Source organism: Okeania hirsuta (assembly GCF_003838195.1).
Taxonomy (GTDB): Bacteria; Cyanobacteriota; Cyanobacteriia; order Cyanobacteriales; family Microcoleaceae; genus Okeania; species Okeania hirsuta.
Map to the genome: position 1 here is coordinate 1 of NZ_RCBY01000120.1, position 24,148 is coordinate 24,148.

The 24,148-nt window shown below is 36.9% G+C and carries 16 protein-coding genes; 7 read left to right on the forward strand and 9 right to left on the reverse strand.

The window, feature by feature from the left end; translation table 11 throughout:
• Positions 1–62: 62 nt before the first annotated feature.
• From D5R40_RS19055 to D5R40_RS35575, 3 genes are all read left to right on the forward strand, one after another.
• A complete protein-coding gene (locus D5R40_RS19055) occupies positions 63–401 on the forward strand; it encodes a 2Fe-2S iron-sulfur cluster-binding protein (protein ID WP_124144870.1) in 339 nt (112 codons plus the stop codon).
• 780 nt (positions 402–1,181) lie between these two features.
• Positions 1,182–2,285 carry a glycine oxidase ThiO gene (thiO, locus tag D5R40_RS19060; protein ID WP_124144871.1) on the forward strand — a complete coding sequence of 368 codons (1,104 nt, stop codon included), beginning with the start codon at positions 1,182–1,184 and terminating at the stop codon, positions 2,283–2,285.
• A 548-nt stretch (positions 2,286–2,833) separates the two neighbouring features.
• Positions 2,834–3,007 (forward strand): hypothetical protein, encoded by a 174-nt coding sequence (locus D5R40_RS35575; RefSeq protein ID WP_161565018.1) that lies wholly within the window; start codon positions 2,834–2,836, stop codon positions 3,005–3,007.
• Positions 3,008–3,178: 171 nt separating this feature from the next.
• Here D5R40_RS35575 and D5R40_RS19065 read toward each other — a convergent pair whose 3' ends face one another.
• Positions 3,179–3,403: a hypothetical protein gene (locus D5R40_RS19065; RefSeq protein WP_124144872.1), complete on the reverse strand. Its 225-nt coding sequence runs from the start codon at positions 3,401–3,403 to the stop codon at positions 3,179–3,181.
• 25 nt (positions 3,404–3,428) lie between these two features.
• Positions 3,429–3,599 carry a hypothetical protein gene (locus D5R40_RS35580; RefSeq protein ID WP_161564509.1) on the reverse strand — a complete coding sequence of 57 codons (171 nt, stop codon included), beginning with the start codon at positions 3,597–3,599 and terminating at the stop codon, positions 3,429–3,431.
• A 966-nt stretch (positions 3,600–4,565) separates the two neighbouring features.
• Between D5R40_RS35580 and D5R40_RS19070 the strand changes: the two genes are divergently transcribed.
• Positions 4,566–5,084 (forward strand): ferric reductase-like transmembrane domain-containing protein, encoded by a 519-nt coding sequence (locus tag D5R40_RS19070; RefSeq protein ID WP_124144873.1) that lies wholly within the window; start codon positions 4,566–4,568, stop codon positions 5,082–5,084.
• Between the two features lie 211 nt (positions 5,085–5,295).
• Positions 5,296–6,726 (forward strand): WD40 repeat domain-containing protein, encoded by a 1,431-nt coding sequence (locus tag D5R40_RS19075; RefSeq protein ID WP_124144874.1) that lies wholly within the window; start codon positions 5,296–5,298, stop codon positions 6,724–6,726.
• Between the two features lie 331 nt (positions 6,727–7,057).
• Here the strand turns inward: D5R40_RS19075 and yidD are convergent, their stop codons facing one another.
• The 6 genes from yidD to psaA all read right to left on the reverse strand — a co-directional run bounded on the left by yidD (position 7,058) and on the right by psaA (position 15,767).
• A complete protein-coding gene (gene yidD / locus D5R40_RS19080) occupies positions 7,058–7,294 on the reverse strand; it encodes a membrane protein insertion efficiency factor YidD (protein WP_124144875.1) in 237 nt (78 codons plus the stop codon).
• Positions 7,295–7,351: 57 nt separating this feature from the next.
• A complete protein-coding gene (locus D5R40_RS19085) occupies positions 7,352–8,233 on the reverse strand; it encodes an aspartoacylase (RefSeq protein WP_124144876.1) in 882 nt (293 codons plus the stop codon).
• A 255-nt stretch (positions 8,234–8,488) separates the two neighbouring features.
• Entirely contained in the window at positions 8,489–9,400 is a 912-nt protein-coding gene (locus D5R40_RS19090) for a M15 family metallopeptidase (RefSeq protein ID WP_124144877.1), read from the reverse strand.
• 457 nt (positions 9,401–9,857) lie between these two features.
• The gene (locus tag D5R40_RS19095) at positions 9,858–10,826 is read right to left on the reverse strand and encodes a glutathione S-transferase family protein (RefSeq protein WP_124155054.1); all 969 of its coding nucleotides are present in this window, start codon (positions 10,824–10,826) and stop codon (positions 9,858–9,860) included.
• Between the two features lie 342 nt (positions 10,827–11,168).
• Positions 11,169–13,397: a photosystem I core protein PsaB gene (gene psaB, locus D5R40_RS19100; protein WP_124144879.1), complete on the reverse strand. Its 2,229-nt coding sequence runs from the start codon at positions 13,395–13,397 to the stop codon at positions 11,169–11,171.
• 108 nt (positions 13,398–13,505) lie between these two features.
• Positions 13,506–15,767: a photosystem I core protein PsaA gene (psaA, locus tag D5R40_RS19105; RefSeq protein ID WP_124155055.1), complete on the reverse strand. Its 2,262-nt coding sequence runs from the start codon at positions 15,765–15,767 to the stop codon at positions 13,506–13,508.
• A gap of 947 nt (positions 15,768–16,714) precedes the next feature.
• On the opposite strand from psaA, the gene D5R40_RS19110 reads away from it, so the two are divergent.
• Positions 16,715–19,495, forward strand: a complete 2,781-nt coding sequence (locus D5R40_RS19110; RefSeq protein WP_124155056.1) for a hypothetical protein — start codon at positions 16,715–16,717, stop codon at positions 19,493–19,495.
• 736 nt (positions 19,496–20,231) lie between these two features.
• On the opposite strand, the gene bluB is transcribed toward D5R40_RS19110, so the two are convergent.
• A complete protein-coding gene (gene bluB / locus D5R40_RS19115) occupies positions 20,232–20,876 on the reverse strand; it encodes a 5,6-dimethylbenzimidazole synthase (protein ID WP_124144882.1) in 645 nt (214 codons plus the stop codon).
• Positions 20,877–21,078: 202 nt separating this feature from the next.
• On the opposite strand from bluB, the gene ribBA reads away from it, so the two are divergent.
• Positions 21,079–22,866: a bifunctional 3,4-dihydroxy-2-butanone-4-phosphate synthase/GTP cyclohydrolase II gene (gene ribBA, locus D5R40_RS19120; protein ID WP_124155057.1), complete on the forward strand. Its 1,788-nt coding sequence runs from the start codon at positions 21,079–21,081 to the stop codon at positions 22,864–22,866.
• The last annotated feature ends 1,282 nt before the right edge of the window (positions 22,867–24,148 follow it).

Genomic DNA, 24,148 nt, shown 5'->3' on the forward strand with positions numbered 1-24,148 from the left:
GTAATTTTCCTCCTGTCTCCTGTCTCCTGTCTCCTGTCTCCTTCTTCAAGAAATAATTTGTTATGGTTAAGATTCAGGCTCAAGGTAAAACTATAACTTGCGATCGTGGTGCAAATTTGCGTCAGGTTTTACTAAAAAATGGTATTGATGTCTATAATGGCAATGCTTCAATTATTAACTGTCGTAGTATTGGTACTTGTGGCACTTGTGCAGTGGTAATAGAAGGAGAAGTTTCTCCATCTCAATGGCGAGAAAAAGCCAGACTTTCTATGCCTCCTCATTCTCCTAATTCTTGTAAACGTTTGTCTTGTCAAGTACAAGTTTTAGGAGATATAAAAGTAACTAAATATAATGGTTTTTGGGGGCAAGGTTCAGAAATTGTTTGGACTCCTGAAGGATAGAATATACCTTGAAAAAATTACTGAAAACATCTGCCAAAAACGGACATATTAGGAATAAAAGTTTTAGACTTTTGAGCTATTTTTTGGTTTTTTACAAATGATTTGGGATTATTCTCTGATAATAAAAACATAGAAAAAATATTATTTATAGCAACCGCTAGGTTAATGTTTGATAATTAGTGCGAGCATCTTGCTCGCGTAATAAATCATCATAATTATCCGATGTTCTAACTATAGTGGCGACTGTTATATCTTTGAATATAATCAAAGTACAGAATTAAAAAAATGTTGCCAATAATTATCCATACATTCATGTCATTTCAGTTATCAGTAAAAAAATCTTATCGCATCCTTCTTCACTACTCCTTATTTATCCTTATTGAGAAAATGGCATTGGTTATTTGAAGTATGATATCATGTCCGGATAATTAGGGATAAAACTACGTTCCGCTGACGCGTTTTATGTCGCCTAGCGTTAACGTTTGGCGTAGCATTGTTAGTGTAGCTTCTCCGCAGGAGATAGGAAAGTTGTGCGCCAAACGTTAACGCTAGGCGACATAAAACTACGTTCCGCTGACGCGTTTTATGTCGCCTAGCGTTAACGTTTGGCGTAGCATTGTTAGTGTAGCTTCTCCGCAGGAGATAGGAAAGTTGTGCGCCAGCAAACAAAAAACTTTCTCCTTCCATTCCTCTTTCTTCTTCTTTCTTCCCTCCTGACTCCTGACTCCTGACTCCTGATTCCTAAGTAATTAAATACACTAATTCAGCAACACCTAGAAAATGAATCAATCAAGCAATATCCTAATTATTGGTGGCGGTATTATTGGTCTATCAATAGCAATAGAACTAACATTACGAGGGGCAAAAGTAACAGTTATTAGCCGTGATTTTCAGCAAACAGCGACAAATGCTGCTGCTGGAATGTTAGCTCCTCAAGCAGAAGCTATTCCCCCTGGTAAAATGTTAGATTTATGTTTAAAAAGTCGGGCATTATATCCAGAATGGGTAAAAAAAATAGAATCAATTAGTGGTATAAAAACTGGCTATTGGCCTTGTGGAATTTTAGCCCCAGTTTATGCAGAAAAAGACAGGGAAAATTATGCTTTACAAAACCTAAATTATCAATGGTTAAATCAAGCAGAAATCCATCAATATCAACCAGGATTAGGTCTAGAGGTAATTGGGGGTTGGTCTTACCCTGAAGATGGGCAAGTAGATAATCGTTATTTGTACGAGTCAACTATTGCAGCAGCTAAAGAGTTAAAAATTGATATTCTTGAAGGAATTGTTATAGAAATAATTCGTCAAAAAGGTAAAATTCAAAGCATCAAAACATCAATAGGTGAATTACAAGCGGAACATTATGTATTAGCTACAGGTGCATGGTCTCAGGAGTTATTACCAATTCCTGTATTTCCTAGAAAGGGGCAAATGTTGTCGTTAAAAATTCCCTCAGATATAGCTAGAGAAAATCTACCTTTACAGCAAGTTTTATTTGGCACAGAAAGTTATATTGTGCCGCGCCAAGATGGAAGAATAGTTATAGGTGCAACAAATGAAAATGTCGGATTTTCAGAGGGAAATACAGCAGCAGGAATTCAAGAATTATTAGGAAATGCTATTCGGTTATATCCGAGTTTAAAAAATTACAAAATATTAGAATTGTGGTGGGGTTTTCGTCCTAATACTCCTGATGAAATGCCAATATTAGGAACAAGTAATTATGATAATTTGACCATTGCTACTGGGCATTATCGGAATGGAATTTTATTAACACCTGTCACAGCGCTATTAATAGCTGATTTGATTTGGAATAATAAATCCGCTCGATTATTAGATGCTTTTAATTGTTCTAGGTTTGCTGAAGTTAGTAGTAAATTTTGAATTGATAGTAATGGTTGAATCAGAATATTGGTCTTGTATTGAAGAAAAAAGAAGTTGGAAAAAGTGGGCTTTCCTACTAAAAGAAGTAGCTCTGTGTCTACAAACACTAACCAATTGTAGACAGTACGAATGACGGTGAGTTTTCAGCACTTGAAGAAGGAAGAAGGAAGGAAGAAAAGGTCGATGGGGATAGTCTTCGACCTGCCATTTCGTGTCTTATAACCCTAACCAATTGCCAAAACCTTGTAGACGGCGGGGTATTAAACCCAAAATCAAAAGATAAAGAAAAAGATAATATACAAAATTTTTATTGGTTTTCCTGAATATACGATCTAAAAATTACCAATAATTAAATTTTAAAGCCTCTATTTCACTAGGCTAAGGACTGTTGTAATACCAGTTTGATAAATATTTGCTACAAATAGCTAGGCTATTTTTTAGGAGTCAGGAGTCAGGAGTCAGAATGAATGACTTCGATATAATTTTTTAGGTCAAAACTTATCTTTTTAGTCACAAATACATCTCCAAAAAAGTATTTTAATTAGGGTTTGCTGAAAAAGTATTTTAGTAGGGGTAGGAGACAGGAGACAGGAGACAACCCACCCCTCGCCCCTCCCCCTCCCAGGAGGGGAGAAATGGATCGGGAGCGAGGAAGTAGGAGCGGGCGTTTTGTAAGAATGATTTTTCTGCCCAACTATGCGCCTAAAATACTAACTTTTTGAGCGTTTTAGACTGAAACAGGCGCACTTTTTTCGTTCCCAAAAAGGCACTTGTCTTTATATGTCAATGCTTTTATATTTAATCAGCAAGCCCTAATTACTCAAATTATGCGTAACATTCTTTTTTGAAAATAGTATAATACAAGGATAAAAAAAATATTTTAGTCAATCTTCTTATTTTAAATAGAGGTAATTTTTAATTGTTGAAATGCTGCTGTCAAAATTATCCACTTTTTCTTCTAGGATAGTTTCTAACTGAGCAATTACATTTTTGTGATTTTCGCGAAACTTTTCGTAACCGGGTATTAAGTAATATTCCTTCACTAAATATTTTTGCATTGAAGTGATAGGAATATGTCTGACTTTATCTGGTTTAGAGTTGATAATTATATTTTTCATGGATTAGTTTTTTTGTATTCAAATTTTATATATAAAATAATGCGACTAGGGGATTTACATTAACAACACTAACACCATGACTATCTCCCCAATCACCATGACGGCCGTTAATCCACTCATATCTAAGACCATTATCCCAAACTCGACCTTTACCACGTAAATCAACATAGTTGCTTGATATTGATGGCCATGACAAAGCCCAGATTATTTTTCCGGATGAATCAGCAATGGTGTATAAATATAGCTTTCGTTAAAATTATTTGTTGCCAGTTTCACAACTTGCATAACCCTTGAAAACTCAGAAATATATCGTCTTAGACAACAAGAAAAACTCTAAGCTGAACATTATTAGGAGCTAGAAAATGGCACAAATTAATAGTACACCCCAAAGCGGTCTGATAGTAGTATACAAGTAGCAATGTTTGCAGTTTCTCACCAGACTATGAAAAGTATGTACAGACAAATATTACTACTTCTACATAATTACTCTTCAATTCAAAGATTAACTCACAAAAATCATGAAAATACCGATGATTTTAGGTAAATAATTTATGAAAGATTCTTCTGAATACATAACTATAATTTCAGATCCTATATTTCATAATTACCAATAAAAATAATGAGGCTTGATCACATTAATCAGTGAAAAAATAAACTTAACGCCTGAGTATTATGACTCATCTTTTAAAGAGATTTAGAACTCTAATTTGATCGTAATTAATTATCCGGAATAGATGTTTGATATTTTGAATAGATTAGAATATATTATCGGGGGTAATCAATTTCAAAATATTCAAAATGTTAGTAGTTGCTTTTTATGCTTGAATTGAGCAATTAATAACTAGAATTTAAAAAAATCTAATTTTCAATATTTTTCTCAGGAATATCTCTTAGATTGGGTGTAATCATTTAGCCTGGTAATTCTACGAAGATCATTTCTAAAAAATGATATAAAAATTATCTTTACTAGAGAAAAATAACTGCTGTAAATATTTCTATAACTGAGCAAAAAAATCTCACTTACAGCAGATTCCACTAAGCGTGAGGTACACCCATCGCGGGCAAGATGGTCGCACTTGCATTCATTTAATTGTTAATCTCTGTACTTCATATACTTGGAATTTACTGTAAATAAAATTTAGTAACTAAAGGAGAGACTATTATGGATACAGCACCAGTAGCTAACTACTTAGGTTTATTAGCATTAGTATGTTATGTAATTACCTTACTACCAAGCATTTTGAGAATTGTGTTTCCGAGCACAAAAAAAACAGAATTTCCTAAAATATTGCTGAAGTATCGTCGTCAAATAGGTGTAATTGCTTTTCTATTTGCTTTTGGTCATGGAATGTTGCTAGTGAGCAAGAGAAACTTTGATTTTTTTGACATCCAAACTTATTGGATATATATACAAGGAGTCGTAACTTTCATTATTTTCACACTACTAACAATTACTTCCAATGATTGGAGTATCAAAAGAATGAAAAAAAATTGGAAGAAATTACATGAACTAACATATCTAGCAATGTTCCTCTTAGTCTGGCACGTCATAGACAAAATGTGGGGTCATTGGAGCTACCTCACCCCATTAGGAATGATTGGCATAACAACTATAACAGTTTTATTTATTGTTAGAAGATGTATAGAGCGTAGAAAAAAACTGACAAAAACTAAGAGCTGATTTATCAAGTAAATATTAAGAGGATAAATACTTTACAGTGTAAGGGTTTGAAACTATCTAAGCTCCCAGGACATAATTTTCGGCAAACCCATACTAGAAAGGAGTTTCAACTCAGTTTACAAATCAGATATAAGGGTGTAAATTAAGTCAAAAATAAACAGTAATTTGAAATTTTTTCAACAAGTAATCATCAATGGTAGGATTAAAATTTATGCTAGCTCAACCCAAGTGTCGAAAATATTCTACAGTGATAGCAGCAACTACTTTAGCAACTATTGGTGGACTGTGGTCCTGGCGATCGCTATCCATATCAACCACAAACTTTGTCCGACCATCTGAGCAAAGAACTTTACCATCTCTAACCCTTTCAGGACATAAAGGATGGGTGTATGCAGTTGCTATAAGTTCTGATGGAAAAACTCTTGCCAGTAGTAGTTATGATGGCACGATCAAAATTTGGAATTTAAGCAATGGTAAATTGCTACATACTATCAATGCTCACGCAGATGCGATCGAATCTCTTGCGATGAGTCCAGATGGTAAAATTCTTGCCAGTGGTAGTTGGGATAACCGCATTAAACTTTGGAATATTGCAAATGGAACTCTTATCCAGACTCTCAAAGGTCATACCGATGATGTGAAAGCTATAGCTATAAGTTCTGATGGAACAACTCTTGCTAGTGGTAGTTATGATGGCACGATCAAAATTTGGAATCTTAACACTGGTTCTGTTGAGGGTCGTTTTCAACATTCAGCTCCTGTCACATCTCTAGTTTTGAGCAAGGATGGAGAGATGCTTGCTAGTGGAGGTAAAAATGGTCAAATCAAAACCTGGCAATTGAATACAGGTAAACAACTCCACTCCTTGGCAGCACATACAAACACAATTTGGGCGATCGCTTTTAGTCCTGATGGTAAAATTCTTGCTAGCGGTAGTCAAGACCGAAAAGTTAAGTTATGGCACATGGACACTGGTCAACTACAATGCACTCTAGAAGGACACGACAAAGCAGTTTTGTCTGTTGCTTTTAGTCCCGATAGTAAAACTCTTGCTAGCAGCAGTTATGACAAAAATATTCATTTGTGGGAGGTAGATACAGAAAAATTATTAGAAACATTTACAGATCATTCTAAAGCTGTTTGGTCGGTAAAGTTTAATCCTGATGGACAAACTCTTGCCAGTGGGAGTGCTGATAGAACTATCAAACTGTGGTCTGTATCTGACTTTAGTAGTAACGATTTACAGAATACAACTCCCCCATCTATTGTGAAAGAGGAAGCAGATATAATTTCTGTTTCAGAGATTACTGATATAGCTGAGTTAGAAGAGTTAAACCAAAAGTTATATAACCAAATTGACCAAAGTTGGCAAGATACTCCAGTATGGTATGAAGATTTAGTGTTTGAGGTAAAAGTTAATGGGGATGGAGCGATCGCTAGCTTAGAACCGATGAATGAACCTGCACAATATTATAGTAAACACACACCTTTACCCAAGTTGTTAAATAGTGCTAATTCTGAAGTTACGAGTCAGAAACAGTCTTTTGCAATATTCCGGGTGGTGATGACACCGACAGGGGTACTTGAAGTTAGTCCTTGGGGTGGTTGGTTAAAGAAGCAGTCTGCAGTCAGCGATCGGTAGATTTTTTTTGAGACTCCCTCGTTTGCAGAGCATTCCAGAACTAAAAGGAGATTTCAACTCCTCCCTCTTTTGCAGGAGATGTCTAATACCAATTTGATAAATGTTTGCTACAAATAGCTAGGCTATTTATTAGGAGTCAGGAGTCAGGAGTCAGGAGTCATAATGAATGGCTTTAATACGATTTTTAGGGTGTAAATTATCTTTTTTGTCAAAGGAACATTTACTGTAAAATCTTTTTATCGCACTTATTATTCGTAACATTCTTTTTTCAAATTGGTATAAGAGGCTGTTTATTCTATAATTACTTCAGTATCTAATCTCCCCCACTCCCCTACTCCCCACAGTCCTCACACTCCCTTGGAGGAACTGGGTCATAACCACCAGGATGAAAAGGATGACAACGTAAAATTCGCATAATTGCCATTCTACCGCCTTTAAAAATCCCAAATCTTTCTATCGCTTCCATCGCATATTCTGAGCAAGTAGGTTGAAAACGACAGGATGGAGGTAACATTGGTGAAATGAAAATTTTGTAGCCTTTAATTAATTTAATTAGTAATACTTTCATATCTGAGCCACTTACTTATAACTGATAACTGATTCAAATGCGTGTTTGATGATGAAATTAAAATGTAATTCTCTCTTTTTTTGTCAAACACATAGCAATTCCCTTTTCATAGTAAGCCGCCTCATTAATAAAAACTGGCCATGTAGGAATTTCTTCTTCATAGTAAATTGTTTCGCCATCAAAGGTTAAAAAAATTGGCTCACCTGGAGTTAATTGTTCATAATCTCTCCCTTGTAACTCAGGATGAATCATTGCTGTTATTTCTCCATCTTCAGTCTTAGGATAATCTACAACTTTTAGATGTTTATAGACTATAATATCCTGATTAATTAGATTCAATTTACCTTCATTGAAATTTTCTATAAAATCTAAACTTGCCTGAACTAATTTTTCTGTTTTCTGAAATAAATCTGCTTTGAGAGTACCTTGAGCTATGGGACCTACTTCAATACCAAAACTTAATTCACAAATAGAATTTACAAAAGCATTTTCTTCTCCTGGATTAATCCAGCTATAAACTCTAACATCTGGTTCAACTGAACTTAAATAAGCAGCAGTTTTGAGGTTAAAGGGATGATTATTCGCTAAAACTATTGTTAATCCCATATTAGCAGTGGTGGTATGCAAATCCAAGATAAAATCAAACTTAGGGTTCCCTTTTGGTCCTAGCATTTGATTAATAAATTTTGCTCTAGTTTCTTCATAGTTAGTCTTGTTTTGATTTTCTAAATCCTGGAGTTTAAAGCAACGATTTAAGTCAGTATCAACGTATCTTCTCACCAGTTCAAATGCTTGAGGATTAGCAAATAATATTTGAGTTTCAAAATTAGTTCTACTAATCAAGTCAGGAAATTTTTCAAACTTTTTAACAAGATATATACCTGTAAACTCATTACCGTGAGTTCCACCCACAATTGCCACTTTATTAATTTTTTCCATTTCGATAAATCCCCTGCAAAAATACAATCCATTGATGATTACTCAATTAAATTATCAATATTTGATAAGCAACTGATATTTTCAATTTTTCTCAATCATTTTAGCTCCTGTACATCCCCTATTCAACTACGACCCTGACTCCTATTCACAATTAACTTTAGCAAAGCAGTTTACCAAGTATTTAACAACCAAAACAATAATAATTATTCGTTATCTTTTTCTTTTGGGTTTAATACCCCGCCGTATAAACGGTTTTTACAATTGATTCATATTTGAGTCTCCATCTATTTCTTCTTCCTTCTTGCTTCTTCCTTCTTCAATCAATTCAGTATCTTCTAAAATTAATTCTGACTCTTCAGAAACTATATTAGGTTGATTTTTATAAAAAGTCTCTAGACTATGGCGATCGCCTACATAACGCCAATGCCAAGGTTCATAACCAATATCTTTTTCATCATCAGCAGGTATCATTTCAAAGCTAAAATAAGCAGCATAATTTTGTAGCCATTGAAAAGCTGCTGTCTTTTCAAATTCAACATTTTGGTTAGTTGCTGGTGCATTACCATCTCCAATATCAACAGCATAACCTGTTACATATTCCCCATAACTTAAAGGTGAAATTTGATTGGCATTATTTGTATAATTATCTTCAATATTATTAGTATTGCTCGCCCAATCTTTTAATTCATACTTAGACTGAAACCCTCTCAAAGCCACTAAATTAATACCATCATTTCTAGCAGCATAAAGCATTTTTTTAAATTTTTTCACTGCATTTATTTGCAATCTAATCTCACTATCAGAAGTTATATACTCTAATTCCATTTCTGATACTTGCGAGTAAGGAAAATCTAATAAAGTATCTTTTTTTAGTTCATTTATCGGAGTTTCATTCACAGAAGATGTAGCTACAGTATTTGCATTATCAACTTCAGTTTGAGTTGATGAAGCATTAACTTGATTGAGATTAGATTGAAGTTGTAATCCCAGACTAACTGCTCCCACAACTACAACTATTCCTATCCAACCCCACATCCATTTTTTGCTTTGAGACTGAGCTGGAATAATTTCTTCATCCTTTTGAGGGTCTCGTACTGCTTCAGGAATGTCATCCGCAACAGTTTCTTGGACTAATGATAAATTTTCTGACAGACTTTCGTTGTGCAAAGTTCGACTCCTGCTAGTGAATTTCAAAGTCGTTTCTTACTTTACTAAAAAACTTAAAAGTAAACACGATTAGACCTTAGCATAAGGAAATAATCTTCTCTGAGCAAAGGCCACAGTCACCCTATGGACTAACTCGATAGACACGGGGACGCGGTGACACGGAGACACGGGGATGGAGGCTTTTAATTTATGATATTAAGTTGACTTTTCACCATTTTAGTCAGAGCAAAAGGGACGCTTATTGGCTGAAAAATCAGCAAATTTTGGTAAATTTCACAGCTTCCAAGACTCCCTCATCTCCCGTTCTCTCGCTCATCGTTAATCTACAATACTTTGAAACAGCCCTGCTCCCAGAAGGGGAAGTAGGTAGGGACGTTGTATGCAACGTCCCTACAGAGATAAGTAAACAGGGGAAAATTTGAAGGAGAGGTAATTGTTAATTATTAATTATTAATTATTAATTGTTAAAATCTGGACCTAGAGGAATAATCCCACCAGGATTAAGAGGAAAAAGATTACCATAATAATCTCGTTTAACTGCTTCTAAATTACAAGTATTTGCTATGCCAGGAAGTTGATATAAATTTCGTAGATAAGCACTTAAATATTGATAGTCCTGAATTCGCCGCAAGTTACACTTAAATAGACCATAATAAACAACATCAAACCGGAATAATGTAGTAAACAAACGTACATCTGTTAATGTTACTGTCTCACCACAAAGATACTTACTGCCAGAAAGTGTATTGTCAATTTCATCTAAAGTAGTAAATAGTTCCTTACAAGCTTTTTCATAAGCTTCCTGAGTTTGGGCAAACCCACAACGATACACTCCATTATTAACTGTGTGGTAAATTTTGTCATTCCACTCGTCTATTTTGGTTTTTAATTGTTCTGGATAAAGGTCAAGATGAGGATTTTTGGCAAACCGATCAAATTCAGCATTGAGCATCACAATAATATCTGCACTCTCATTATTCACAATAGTTTTTGTCTGCTCATCCCATAGCACAGGTACAGTGGCACGTCCATTATAACCAGGCTGTGCTAAATTATATAATTCCGGTAGAGTAAAACATCCTTCCTGTTCCTCTTCCAATACCCAAATACCTCGATCGCCTGCTGGAGAAACAATAGTTACTGGAATAGCATCTTCCAAACCTTTGAGCGATCGAACCACCAGAGTTCGATGTGCCCAGGGACAACCCAACCCTACAAATAGACGATAGCGTTTAGTAGCTGGTTGATATTTGTTTTCTGCTTGTATCCCTACTGTTTCTCTAAATAGACTAGCAGGGCGAATATATTCTCCTGAATTATTGCGTGGGGCAAGTTTTGACATCATTATTTGCCAGAGATTTGTCCAAACCCATTTTCCTAGTTTTATTGTTAGAGAAGGTGGAAGTGATTTGCGTTTGTTAACCATTTATTTTTTTTGAATTTAATTAAGTCAACAGCGATCGCAAGGAACGAGTATAAAAATTTTATACTTAATTAACCGCCTTAGTTTCGGACCTACTCCCGGACAAATTGAACAGATTCAAAATATTGGCAAGGCGATCGCAAGATTGATAGCTGTCCCTGGCTTAAACTGTAAAACCTAAGACTATCAACTCATCCCATCAGTTAATCTTTACATCCGTGGCCAAATCCCTGTGTGCCCTATTCTCCCAGTCCTAATATTTTCCACAAAAAAAACCCCCTACCAAAGGCAGGAGGTTGAATTTAATTAACCTACTAAACTAGGTTTGCTGCTAATCTCAAGAAATTAACCAAACTTACCAGCAGTAGAGGCTATCACAAAGGCAGCGTAGGTGAGGACAAAGCCTACTGTGAAGTGAGCTAAACCTACCACACGAGCTTGAACGATAGAAAGAGCAACAGGCTTATCTTTCCAGCGAACTAGGTTAGCTAGAGGAGTACGCTCATGTGCCCAAACAATAGTTTCAATTAGCTCTTGCCAGTAACCACGCCAAGAGATGAGGAACATGAAACCAGTTGCCCAAACTAGGTGTCCGAAGAGGAACATCCAAGCCCAAACAGACAGGTTATTAGTTTCATAAGGATTATAACCGTTAATTAACTGGGAAGAGTTCAACCACAGATAATCACGGAACCAACCCATTAAGTATGTAGAAGATTCGTTGAATTGAGCAACGTTACCTTGCCAAACAGCTAGGTGTTTCCAGTGCCAGTAGAACGTTAGCCACGCAATGGTGTTTAACATCCAGAACATAGAGAGGTAGAAGGAGTCCCAAGCAGAGATATCGCAAGTACCACCACGACCAGGGCCATCGCAAGGGAATGCGTAACCAAAGTCTTTCTTGTCTGGCATTAATTTAGAACCACGAGCATCCAAAGCACCTTTGACTAAAATCAAAGTGGTGGTATGCAAACCTAGAGCGATCGCATGGTGTACCAAGAAATCGCCAGGACCGATGGTTAAGAATAGAGAGTTAGTACCACTGTTAATAGCATCTAACCAGCCTGGTAGCCAAACGTTACCGTAGTTAGGCCAAGCTGTAGCTGCGATGCTGTCTGAATTAGACAACAGCACATCCATGCCGTATAAAGCTTTCCCTGAAGCAGCTTGAACGAACTGAGCGAATACAGGCTCGATCAAGATTTGCTTTTCAGGAGTACCAAAAGCAACCACTACATCATTGTGGACATAAAGACCGAGAGTGTGGAAGCCCAAGAATAGAGAGACCCAGCTCAAGTGAGAGATGATTGCCTCTTTGTGCTGCAATACACGATCCAGCACGTTGCCTTTGTTCTGCTCGGCATCGTAATCTCGTACTAGGAAAATTGCACCGTGAGCAAATGCACCTACCATAATGAAACCAGCAATATACTGGTGGTGGGTGTAAAGTGCTGCCATTGTGGTATAATCCCTGGCAATAAAAGCATAAGGAGGCAAAGCATACATATGCTGTGCTACCAAGGAAGTAATTACACCCAGAGAAGCTAATGCTAAAGCTAACTGGAAGTGTAGAGAGTTGTTGAGAGTTTCATACAACCCTTGGTGAGGCAGGTTGAATTGACCTTCACTCTTACCACCTACCAAACCAGCTTTGGAGTCAAGCATTTCTTTGATGCTGTGACCAATACCAAAGTTAGTCCGGTACATATGACCAGCAACGATGAATAATACTGCGATCGCTAAGTGGTGATGAGCCATGTCAGTCAACCACAGGGACTCAGTTTGAGGATGGAAACCACCCAAGAAAGTCAAAATTGCAGTTCCTGCACCTTCTGAAGTACCAAACACATGGCTAGCAGTATCAGGATTCTGAGCATAAACGCCCCAGTTTCCTGTGAAGAAGGGAGCTAAACCTGCTGGGTGAGGCATAGTTGTCAGGAAGTTATCCCAACCAACGTGCTGTCCGCGAGATTCTGGAATTGCAACGTGAACCAAGTGACCAGTCCAAGCCAAGGAACTAACACCGAACAGACCAGCTAAATGGTGATTTAAGCGGGACTCAGCATTTTTGAACCAAGCGAGACTAGGACGGAACTTGGGCTGGAGGTGTAACCAACCAGCGAACAGCATGATGGATGCCAAGATCAGGAGGAAGATAGAACCCTGATATAGGTCTCCATTTGTTCTCATGCCGATGGTGTACCACCAGTGGTAAACACCAGAGTATGCTATGTTTACTGGGTTAGAAGCACCTGCTTGAGTGAAAGCATCTACTGCAGGTTGACCAAATTGAGGGTCCCAAATCGCATGGGCGATTGGACGTATATTTAGAGGATCTTTAATCCACTGTTCAAAGTTTCCTTGCCAGGCAACGTGGAATAAGCTACCGGATGTCCAGAGGAAAATGATTGCTAGATGGCCGAAGTGGGAGGCAAAAATCTTTTGGTAAAGATTTTCCTCAGTCATACCATCATGGGTCTCAAAGTCATGAGCTGTAGCTATCCCGTACCATATCCTACGGGTGGTTGGATCTTGTGCCAGGTCTTGGCTAAATTTTGGGAATTTTGTGGCCATAAATATTTTATTTAATGTCTCGCGTGTATCTGAAGAATCTTTAGATTGATATTGGGGATTGAGGATAATTCAATCCCCAAGCAAGAATCTTAAAACGCTATTGCATTCTTATCCTACTGAAATTATTCGAGCCAGGAAGAATGCCCAGGTTGTGACAATTCCGCCCAGGAGATAGTGAGCTACCCCCACTGCCCGACCTTGAATGATGCTTAGAGCGCGTGGCTGAATTGCTGGAGCAACCTTTAACTTATTATGAGCCCAAACGATAGACTCGATCAACTCTTGCCAGTAGCCACGACCACTGAACAAGAACATTAAGCTAAATGCCCAAACAAAGTGTGCCCCTAAGAACAACAAACCGTAGGCAGACAGAGCTGAACCGTAGGATGTGAGTACCTGAGAAGCTTGCGCCCAAAGGAAGTCACGCAACCAACCGTTAATGGTAATTGCACTTTGTGCAAAGTTGCCGTAAGTGATATGAGATACTGTACCATCTGGGTCTACTGTTCCCCAAACATCTGATTGCATCTTCCAGCTAAAGTGGAAAATCACAATTGACAGAGAGTTGTACATCCAGAACAGACCTAAGAACACATGGTCCCAACCAGAAACTTGGCAAGTACCACCACGACCAGGACCGTCGCAAGGGAATCGGAAGCCTAGTTCACTCTTATCAGGAATTAGACGAGAGTTACGCGCATACAGTACGCCTTTGAGAAGAATTAAAGCTGTAACGTGGATGGTAAAAGCATGGATATGGTGAACCATAAAGTCCGCCGTACCCAATGTCATTGGCATCATTGCTACTTTGCCGCCTACTGCTACTATATCGCCGCCGAAGACTGGACTAACAGATGCTAAAGCATTAGGAGCAGTATTGCCAGGAGCCAAAGTATGGAGATTTTGTACCCACTGAGCAAAGATTGGCTGTAGTTGAATACCAGTATCAGAGAACATATCCTGGGGACGACCAAAGGCACGCATAGTATCGTTGTGAACGTACAAGCCAAAGCTATGGAAGCCCAAGAATATACATACCCAGTTTAAGTGGGAGATAATCGCATCGCGGTGACGAATGACTCGATCTAACACATTGTTAACATTCTTTGCTGGATCGTAATCCCGCACCATGAAGATAGCTGCATGAGCTCCTGCTCCAACAATCAAGAATCCGCCAATCCACATATGGTGTGTGAATAGGGATAACTGAGTTGGGTAGTCAGTCGCAATATATGGATAAGGTGGCATTGCATACATGTGATGCGCCACAATGATGCTCAGAGAGCCCATCATTGCCAAGTTAATGGCTAATTGAGCGTGCCAGGAGGTTGTCAAGATTTCATAGAGACCCTTATGACCTTCACCACCAATTAGTAGTGGGTCTTTATGAGCTTCTAAGATTTCTTTCATGCTATGACCAATGCCCCAGTTTGTCCGGTACATATGGCCAGCTACAATGAATAATACTGCTAATGCCAAGTGATGGTGAGCTGTGTCAGATAACCACAAGCCACCTGTTACAGGGTTTAAACCGCCTTTGAAGGTCAAGAAGTCAGCGTACTCGCCCCAATTTAATGTGAAGAATGGAGTTAGACCTTTAGCAAAGCTAGGGTATAACTCTGCCATTAAGCTAGAGTTCAAGATGAACTCATGAGGCAAAGGAATATCCTGTGGTGCTACGCCAGAATCTAACAATTTGTTAATTGGTAGAGAAACGTGAATCTGGTGGCCAGCCCAAGACAAGCAACCTAGACCCAGTAAGCCTGCTAAGTGGTGGTTCATCATTGATTCCACATTTTGGAACCATTCCAACTTAGGAGCTTTCTTGTGATAATGGAACCAACCAGCAAACAGCATCAAGGCAGCCATTACCAAGGCACCGATCGCTGTGCAATATAGTTGGAACTCATTAGTTATGCCGGAAGCACGCCATAACTGGAATAGTCCAGAGGTGATTTGAATTCCGTGGAAACCACCACCAACGTCACCATTTAAAATTTCTTGGCCAAATATTGGCCATACGACTTGAGCACTTGGCTTAATCCCGATGGGATCTGTTAGCCAAGCCTCATAGTTGGAAAACTTAGCGCCATGAAAATATGCGCCACTCAACCAGATAAATATTACGGCCAGATGGCCAAAGTGTGCGCTAAAGATTTTGCGCGATACGTCTTCTAAATCGCTGGTATGACTATCAAAGTCATGAGCGTCAGCGTGTAGGTTCCAAATCCAAGTAGTTGTTTTTGGTCCTTTGGCTAAAGTTCGATCAAAGTGACCTGGTTTGCCCCACTTTTCAAATGAGGTGGGTACAGGGTCCTTATCTACGGTTACTTTTACCTTTGCCTCGCGCTCTGGAGGACTTATGGTCATGAAGACTCTCCCCTCTGAAAGAAACTGAACTGAACTATTGATGTTGTCAACATTGATAACATTTGTAACGAATTATCAATATCTTTTGCAAATTTACAGATTTTAGCTGTCTTTTGCAGGAATGCAACACCACACTCTTTAGGTTATGCCAAAAGTATATAAGACTTTGGCTAAATTCTTTCAAATACAATAGATTCGATTTTATCGGTCTGAATGTAAATGAAAGTTCTTTAGGAGATTATAGACTTGCTTAACGAGTATAAGTTGTTTGTTTACAATTATTAAAATTTCTTTAGAACAACTTAATCAGCTATTGTTGCCTTTCTCACAGTAAGAAAAAAAAGTCAAGACTTATTATGAGAAAGTTTACAATTCTCAAATTTATAGCGCTACTTGAATCGGGAATCGGGAATCGGGAATAGTAAACTATTAAAGGGTTTTTCCTGCCGGAAAGCTCCGCTAACAGGGTTTAGAAATCTCAAACACCTTAATGCGTAGCGCTATAACTTATTTTTAACATAACTTAATTGAGTATTTTTGCTTACTTTCACAGCATATAAAAAAAGTCAAGACTTATTATGAGAAAGTTTACAATTCTCAAAGTTAACTATTCTTTGAAAACTTTAAATTTGACTAGACAACTAGACCATAAGGACTTTTTTACATTTTGATAAGCTCTACAAATGTTTGTCTCATTATCGAAAAACGAAAAAATATAGTTAATTCCCATCAATAGCAAAAATATTGATTTTAGTGAGAAAATCATCATAAACAACAGAAAAACTGAGAAAACAAATATCAATGTCAACTCTCAATGTATAGGAGTATAGTCCGTGTTTAATATAAACTTGCCCAGAATATACGGCAGTCTTATTTTGGTTTTACAGAAAATATCCTCGCACAAGGCAACAAGAGTGGGACTATGCGGATGTTTCACCCGCCAAGGAATGCGCACTAAAATCGGTACGAGGTATCGCCAAAAGATGCACCTATTAGGACATCAAGATAGGAAACAGGAAACAAAGATCAGAATTTTAGACAAAGAGTCTATTTTTGGATTTTTGACAAATCATCTAGACTTGCTATATCTAAGAAAATTATTAACACTTCTAATAGTAGTCGTTTTAACTTCCGGTTTGGTCAGTTGTAGCGATCGCTTCTCTGAGCGACCTCAACTTAGGGAGGAAAAACCTGCAACAACTTCTAGCTCTAAAATATTGGAAGTTTCGCCACCAGAAATAATTCAACAACTGCGTCAAGCAATCGACATCTACAAACCACAAGTTACAATACAAAGTCCTCAACCAGACCAAATATTTGAAGACAATACTATTACAGTGCAACTCCAGGTGAAAGACCTACCTATATTTAAGTCAGAATTAGACTTAGGACCTTATCTGGAAGTAATTTTAGACAACAAACCTTATAAAAAAATCTATGACCTAAATCAATCCCTGATTTTATCAGACTTAGAACCTGGTACTCATACTATCAGAGTTTTTGCTTGTAGTCCGTGGGATGAAAGTTTTAAGAATGAAGGTGCTTATGCTCAAACAACTTTTCACATTTTCACTAAAACTACGAATAATAATCCTGCTCCAAATTTACCACTATTAACTTACAATAGTCCCTTGGGTGACTATGGTGCGGAACCCATCTTGCTTGACTATTATCTTACCAATGCACCATCGCACTTAGTCGCACAGGAAGATCCTGAAGATGAAATAGTTGATTGGCGTATTCGTGTTACGGTTAATGGAAGCAGTTTTATTGCCGATCAATGGCAGTCAATATATTTACAAGGGTTTCATCCAGGAAAGAATTGGATCGAGTTAGAATATATTGATGATGAGGGTAATGCACTCAATGAGATTTATAATAGCACTATTCACTTGATTACCTACGAACCAGGTGGACAAGATACTCTCAGCAAAATCATTGCTGGAGAAATTTCACTTAAGGAAGCATATAGTATAGTTGACCCAGAATACATTTATGAGGAAACTCAAGCAGAAGTAACTCCAGAATTAGAAATAGAGGATATTCCTACTACTGAATCAGAAGAAATAGAAGCAGAGGAAACATTAACTGCACCGGAAATAGAGGAAACTTCTACTACTGAATCAGAAGAAATAGAAGTAGAGGAAACATTAATTGCACCGGAAATAGAGGAAACTTCTACTACTGAATCAGAAATAGAGGAAATTCCTGCTACTGAATCAGAAGAAATAGAAGTAGAGGAAACATTAATTGCACCGGAAATAGAGGAAACTTCTACTACTGAATCAGAAATAGAGGAAATTCCTGCTACTGAATCAGAAGAAATAGAAGTAGAGGAAACATTAATTGCACCGGAAATAGAGGAAACTTCTACTACTGAATCAGAAATAGAGGAAATTCCTGCTACTGAATCAGAAATTGAGGAAACATTAATTGCACCAGAAATAGAGGAAGTTCCTGCTACTGAGTCAGAAATAGAGGAAACATTAATTACACCAGAAATAGAGGAAGTTTCTACTACTGAATCAGAAATTGAGGAAACATTAATTACACCAGAAATAGAGGAAGTTTCTACTACTGAATCAGAAATTGAGGAAACTTTTACTGAAGAACCAACCTCAAAAATAGAAACTACCGACGAAGCAAAGGAACTACCAACAACAAAAGAAAAAATAGGTGAATTTGTGAATCGTGTTAGAGATATATTTAAAGGTATTAGGAATAAAGTTACCGAAAAACAGAAATCAGCAACTCTAGACACAATAGAAAAACCAAATGTAGAAGAAAATTTCAATCCATCAGAAAAATCTGAAGTTGAAGATTCACTTCAGGAAAATGAGTTTCCTAGTCTACCAGAAATAGTAGAGGAAGTACCAACACCAGAATCAGTAGAAAAACTGCCTCTGCAAGAAACTTCTACTTTAACCCCAAATGTAGAAGAAAGTAATGAATCAGTAGAAATTCCTTCTACTTCTATACCGGAAGTTGTAGAAGATTTTCAGCAAAATGATCTTCCAGAATCATCACAAATTACTGAGGCAAAATCTGAAGAAGTTGTAGAATCTCTCCTTACTGAAAGTGATGATTATATTACTTCTATACCGGAAGTTGTAGAAGATTTTCCATTTGAAGATACTATTCCAGAATCATCACAAATTACCGAGGCAAAATCTGAAGAAGTTGTAGAATCTCTCCTTACTAAAAGTGATGATTCTATTACTTCTATACCGGAAGTTGTAGAAGATTTTCCATTTGAAGATACTATTCCAGAATCATCACAAATTACCGAGGCAAAATCTGAAGAAGTTGTAGAATCTCTCCTTACTGAAAGTGATGATTATATTACTTCTATACCGGAAGTTGTAGAAGATTTTCCATTTGAAGATACTATTCCAGAATCATCACAAATTACCGAGGCAAAATCTGAAGAAGTTGTAGAATCTCTCCTTACTAAAAGTGATGATTCTATTACTTCTATACCGGAAGTTGTAGAAGATTTTCCATTTGAAGATACTATTCCAGAATCATCACAAATTACCGAGGCAAAATCTGAAGAAGTTGTAGAATCTCTCCTTACTAAAAGTGATGATTCTATTACTTCTATACCGGAAGTTGTAGAAGATTTTCCATTTGAAGATACTATTCCAGAATCATCACAAATTACCGAGGCAAAATCTGAAGAAGTTGTAGAATCTCTCCTTACTGAAAGTGATGATTCTATACAATAAATTACTGAATAAATTGAATCTGAAAATACTCTTGATTCTCCATAAGAGATAACAGAATAAATTTATATTGACAGTAATTTCAAGGTAAATAAGCCACTTATAGAGATGTTGTATAAAACGCCTCTATAAGTAAGTGGCAAATATCTAGTCTTAATCAGTAGTTAATAAGGTAAGCAGTTAGCGCTTCCCTGCGGGATGCTACGCAAACAGCAATTAATAATGAATAATTACTTCTAATACCAAATTGAAATGAAGCTGTATAGAATAATATTTCAAGCAGAATTGACCGCAGATAGGAGTAGATAGAGATAGATCGATTTCAAGAATTTAGAATGCGCGAATTAAGAATTTAGAATTACCTCTTCTTATAAACTAAGAGGATTGGATCAAAGGATTTTTTTCTTCTCTTGGTCGATTGGATATGGCTCCGAGACCCGTTCTTGCAGACCCGCTCCGCTAACGCCATCCCACCCTCCGGGAACTCCGCTAACGACCGCTTTTTTCTCCATGAATGGAGAGGCTTTATACCTGAATTTTTCGGTAATGAATTTCATCATTCTATGCAACCTCATATAAAACTGGTATAAGCTTGGAGAAGGAGACTTTGGTAGTAACTTTTTATTATTTCTCAATTTCTCAATTTTCTCAATTACTTTTACCTTTCCCAAAATAAAATTAATAGCTGATAGCTAATAGCTGACGGCTGTTTGCGCAGCATTCCGTAGGAAATGCTTATTTAATAACTATTATAATAAATGACTTCAGCTTTTGATTTACACTTTTCCCAGTTAGCAATTTCAAGCTGAGGACGTTCTGTAAATTCTGTGACATAACCTATACACAAATAAGCGATTAATTCATTTTCTGGAGGAGCATTGAGAATAGTTTTTACCTCTTCTTCATCTAAGACACTTACCCAACCCAACCCTATATTTTCAGCTCTAGCCATTAACCACAAGTTTTGGATAGCAAGACAAACACTATAAGGTCCTACTTTATCCATACTTGTTTGACCTAAGACCGGAGCAGATGAAGGCTTATAAAAAACAGCAATATTAACAGGAGTTGTAGTTATTCCCGTACCAATCAATTGAAATTGATGAGGTAGAGGCCGATCTTTGAATATTTCTTCTGCTTTTTCATTTTCTCTTTCAAAAGATGCTTTGATTTTGGCCTTAATTGATGGGTCACGAATAATCACAAATTCCCAGGGTTGAGAAAAACCAACTGAAGGAGCGTGCAAAGCAGCAAATAGTAAACGCTCTATTACTAGATCGGGAATTTCTTTATTAATAAACTTTGCTACTGGTTCTGTTCGACGATGAACGATAATGTCTTCAAGTATTTGACGTTTTTGTTCTGTAAAAATTCTACCTTTCATATTATTTACTTCCAATTATTGTATGATATTTTCTATCTGAAACTCAATTACTTAATAGAGTCTTCAAGTTGCTGTAAGGTATATTCTCAACTATCTATCTAATTTATTCATTCTTGTTACTATACTTCCGTAGCCTAGGAAACCCTATAATCTTTGTATATCGTTATAATATTTGTATACTTTTAAACATATTTTGAAAAAAATGACAAAACCAGGGAAACTATCTGTGAATAAACAGCCAAACGAACAATTTCAATTTGACTCCATTGATGCTGCACTAGCAGATATTAAAGCAGGTAAGTCTGTAGTAGTAGTCGATGACGAACATCGAGAAAATGAAGGAGATGTAATTTGTGCAGCTCAATTTGCTACTCCAGACATGATTAACTTTATGGCAGTAGAAGCTAGAGGTCTAATTTGTCTGTCATTGACAGGCGATCGCCTTGACGAATTAGATATTCCACTTATGGTTACTAAAAATACTGACAGTAACCAAACAGCTTTTACTGTTAGTATTGATGCTTCCCCACAGTTGGGAGTTTCTACAGGTATCTCAGCAGAAGACCGAGCGCGTACTATTCAAGCTGTCATTAACCCTAATACTAAAGCAGAAGATTTACGTCGTCCCGGTCATGTCTTCCCCATTCGAGCTAAAGAAGGAGGAGTATTAAAACGAGCAGGTCATACAGAAGCTTCTGTTGACTTAGCTAGATTAGCAGGTTTATATCCAGCGGGAGTTATTTGTGAAATTCAAAACCCAGACGGTTCGATGGCAAGATTACCTCAATTAATAGAATATTCTCAAACTCATAATCTGAAATTGATCAGTATTGCTGATCTTATCAGTTATCGCATCAGACACGATCGCTTTGTTTACCGAGAAGCTATTGCTAAGTTACCTTCGCAATTTGGTGAGTTCCAAATTTATGCTTACCGCAATACTCAAAATAATTCGGAACATGTAGCTATTGTTAAAGGCAACCCAGAAGAGTTTCAGGAAAAAGATGTCATGGTGCGGGTACATTCTGAGTGTCTGACTGGAGATGCTTTCGGTTCCCTCCGTTGTGACTGTCGAATGCAACTGCAAGCAGCGATGAAAATGATCGAAAATGCGGGTGCGGGAGTGGTCGTCTATTTGCGACAAGAGGGTAGGGGAATAGGTTTAATTAATAAAATGAAAGCTTATTCATTGCAGGATATGGGATTAGATACAGTCGAAGCTAATGAAAGATTAGGGTTTCCAGCAGATTTGCGCAACTATGGTGTGGGAGCACAAATATTAAATGATTTGGGTGTGAAGAAAATTCGTTTGATTACAAATAATCCCCGGAAAATAGCAGGTTTAAATGGTTATGGAATTGAAGTAGTAGATCGAGTTCCTTTGTTAATTGAAACAACAGATTATAATTCTGCTTATTTGGCGACTAAGGCGCAAAAATTAGGTCATATGTTGTTACGCAGTTATTTAGTGACAATTGCTATTAATTGGAATTATCAAAACACAGAAGGAAAATTTGCCGATAATTCTTATATTGCAAGTCTGAAAAATCCGGTTCAACAGCGCTATGAATATTTGGAAAAATTACGCAGTTTAATCAAAGAAGATGATTTTCTGTTGCGGGAAGAAACTAGAGCAGTGGCAACAGCGGTTTTTGCTCAAGCACCTTTAATAGTGAATTTTGGTTTAGAAAAAGCAACATTAATTACATCTGAATGGTATCAACAATCAAATCATCCTTATTTGGAGGCGATCGCTAAAATATTAACAGAAATAGGTAAATGGCCGAATATTTCAAAGTTGGAATTTCTCATCGCTTCTGGTTCCGATCCTATGACTACTTTACAAGTACAGCTCCAGCGTCAGAGTTTTAAAATGACTGAATTATTGACAGTTATGCAGGATTTAGAACCACAAAAAATTTACAGTTTTTTAATGGAGGAGTCAGGAGTCAGGAGTCAGGAGTCAGGAGGGAAGAAAGAACCAGAATAAAGAAGAAGGAATAGGAGGAAAATGTTTACGAATAGAGAAATTAGTATCCGTATTTTTACTTTCATTAGTTTTTCTGACTCTACTGAGATATAGCAACAGTAGTTAAGTAAAAGAATAAATAAATAAGCTCAAGACTTAAAGTATACTTCACGCTTTCTGGGAAGAGCTATATTGCCCTATTCGCAATAAAAGAACAAAGTTTTTAGGTAAGCATTAAGCTATTAGCAGTCAGCTATCAGCAATTAGTAATAAGTAATTAGGGCTGGCTAATTAAATCTAAAAGCATTGACATATAAAGACAAGTGCCTTTTTGGGCTCGAAAAAAGTGTATGGTATCACGTCTAAAACGCTCAAAAAGTTAGTATTTTAGGCGCATAGTTGGGCAGAAAAATCACTGTTACAATTCTTACTCCTACCTCCTCGCTCATTACCATTTCTTCTGTCTCCTACCCCAGCAAAAAGACTTTCCATACGCAAACCCTAATTACTTCTAAGGTTTAGTCAGGGGACTTTACCGAATAATTAATAATTAAATAATTAAATAATTAAATAATTCAGGTTTAAAGCCTCCCCTTTCAAGGGAAAAAAAATAAATTTTTTCCTTTTATTCAATCCTCTTCCTTTTAGGGAGAGGTAATTATCAATTATCCATTATCAATTATCAATTATTGAACAGTAATTTTTATTCTTTCCTCAATTTCAAAGGTTGCTTTTATCTTCCTCAAAATTAATAGCTGATAGCTAATAGCTGACGGCTGTTTGCGCAGCATTCCGCAGGAAATGCTTACGTTTTTAGATATATCTAGATTTACCTTTTCAAATCAAATCTAGTTAATATTAAAATTCAACAAATCAAGTTTTGTTATGTCTAGTTGAATACCCACAAATCTGGCTTATGAGGGAACAGGGAACACCTGAGCTAGGGGAAATTTGAGAGATTGTCTCTGGAGAGAGAAGAACTTTTTTCCGGTTGTGTAAGTGCCTATTTTAATGAGGGTTGATATTTAGATATCAATCTTTCCAGCTCATTTCCGAGTAAGTAAAACATTATTTTTTAGAAAAAAGCCAAAAATAACTATTGCGGCATACGCAATAAAAGAACATAAACCATGATATATCTAGACTTGAAAAATAAAATTAAACTGCCTTAACATTAAATTTCTAAAATAAAGTTACATATCAATCTTTCCAGCTCATTTTCGAGCAAGTGAAACATTATTTTTTAGAAAAAAGCCCAAAATGACTATTGCGACATACGCAATAAAAGAACAGAAGCCTTGAT

Coding starts and splice junctions, on each gene's coding strand:
- psaB (WP_124144879.1), bottom strand. CDS start 13,397: ATGGCCACAAAATTCCCAAAATTTAGCCAAGACCTGGCACAAGATCCA.
- D5R40_RS19065 (WP_124144872.1), bottom strand. CDS start 3,403: ATGAAAAATATAATTATCAACTCTAAACCAGATAAAGTCAGACATATT.
- ribBA (WP_124155057.1), top strand. CDS start 21,079: ATGACAAAACCAGGGAAACTATCTGTGAATAAACAGCCAAACGAACAA.
- D5R40_RS19075 (WP_124144874.1), top strand. CDS start 5,296: ATGCTAGCTCAACCCAAGTGTCGAAAATATTCTACAGTGATAGCAGCA.
- D5R40_RS19055 (WP_124144870.1), top strand. CDS start 63: ATGGTTAAGATTCAGGCTCAAGGTAAAACTATAACTTGCGATCGTGGT.
- D5R40_RS19110 (WP_124155056.1), top strand. CDS start 16,715: ATGCGCACTAAAATCGGTACGAGGTATCGCCAAAAGATGCACCTATTA.
- D5R40_RS19095 (WP_124155054.1), bottom strand. CDS start 10,826: ATGGTTAACAAACGCAAATCACTTCCACCTTCTCTAACAATAAAACTA.
- yidD (WP_124144875.1), bottom strand. CDS start 7,294: ATGAAAGTATTACTAATTAAATTAATTAAAGGCTACAAAATTTTCATT.
- psaA (WP_124155055.1), bottom strand. CDS start 15,767: ATGACCATAAGTCCTCCAGAGCGCGAGGCAAAGGTAAAAGTAACCGTA.
- bluB (WP_124144882.1), bottom strand. CDS start 20,876: ATGAAAGGTAGAATTTTTACAGAACAAAAACGTCAAATACTTGAAGAC.
- D5R40_RS19070 (WP_124144873.1), top strand. CDS start 4,566: ATGGATACAGCACCAGTAGCTAACTACTTAGGTTTATTAGCATTAGTA.
- D5R40_RS19085 (WP_124144876.1), bottom strand. CDS start 8,233: ATGGAAAAAATTAATAAAGTGGCAATTGTGGGTGGAACTCACGGTAAT.
- thiO (WP_124144871.1), top strand. CDS start 1,182: ATGAATCAATCAAGCAATATCCTAATTATTGGTGGCGGTATTATTGGT.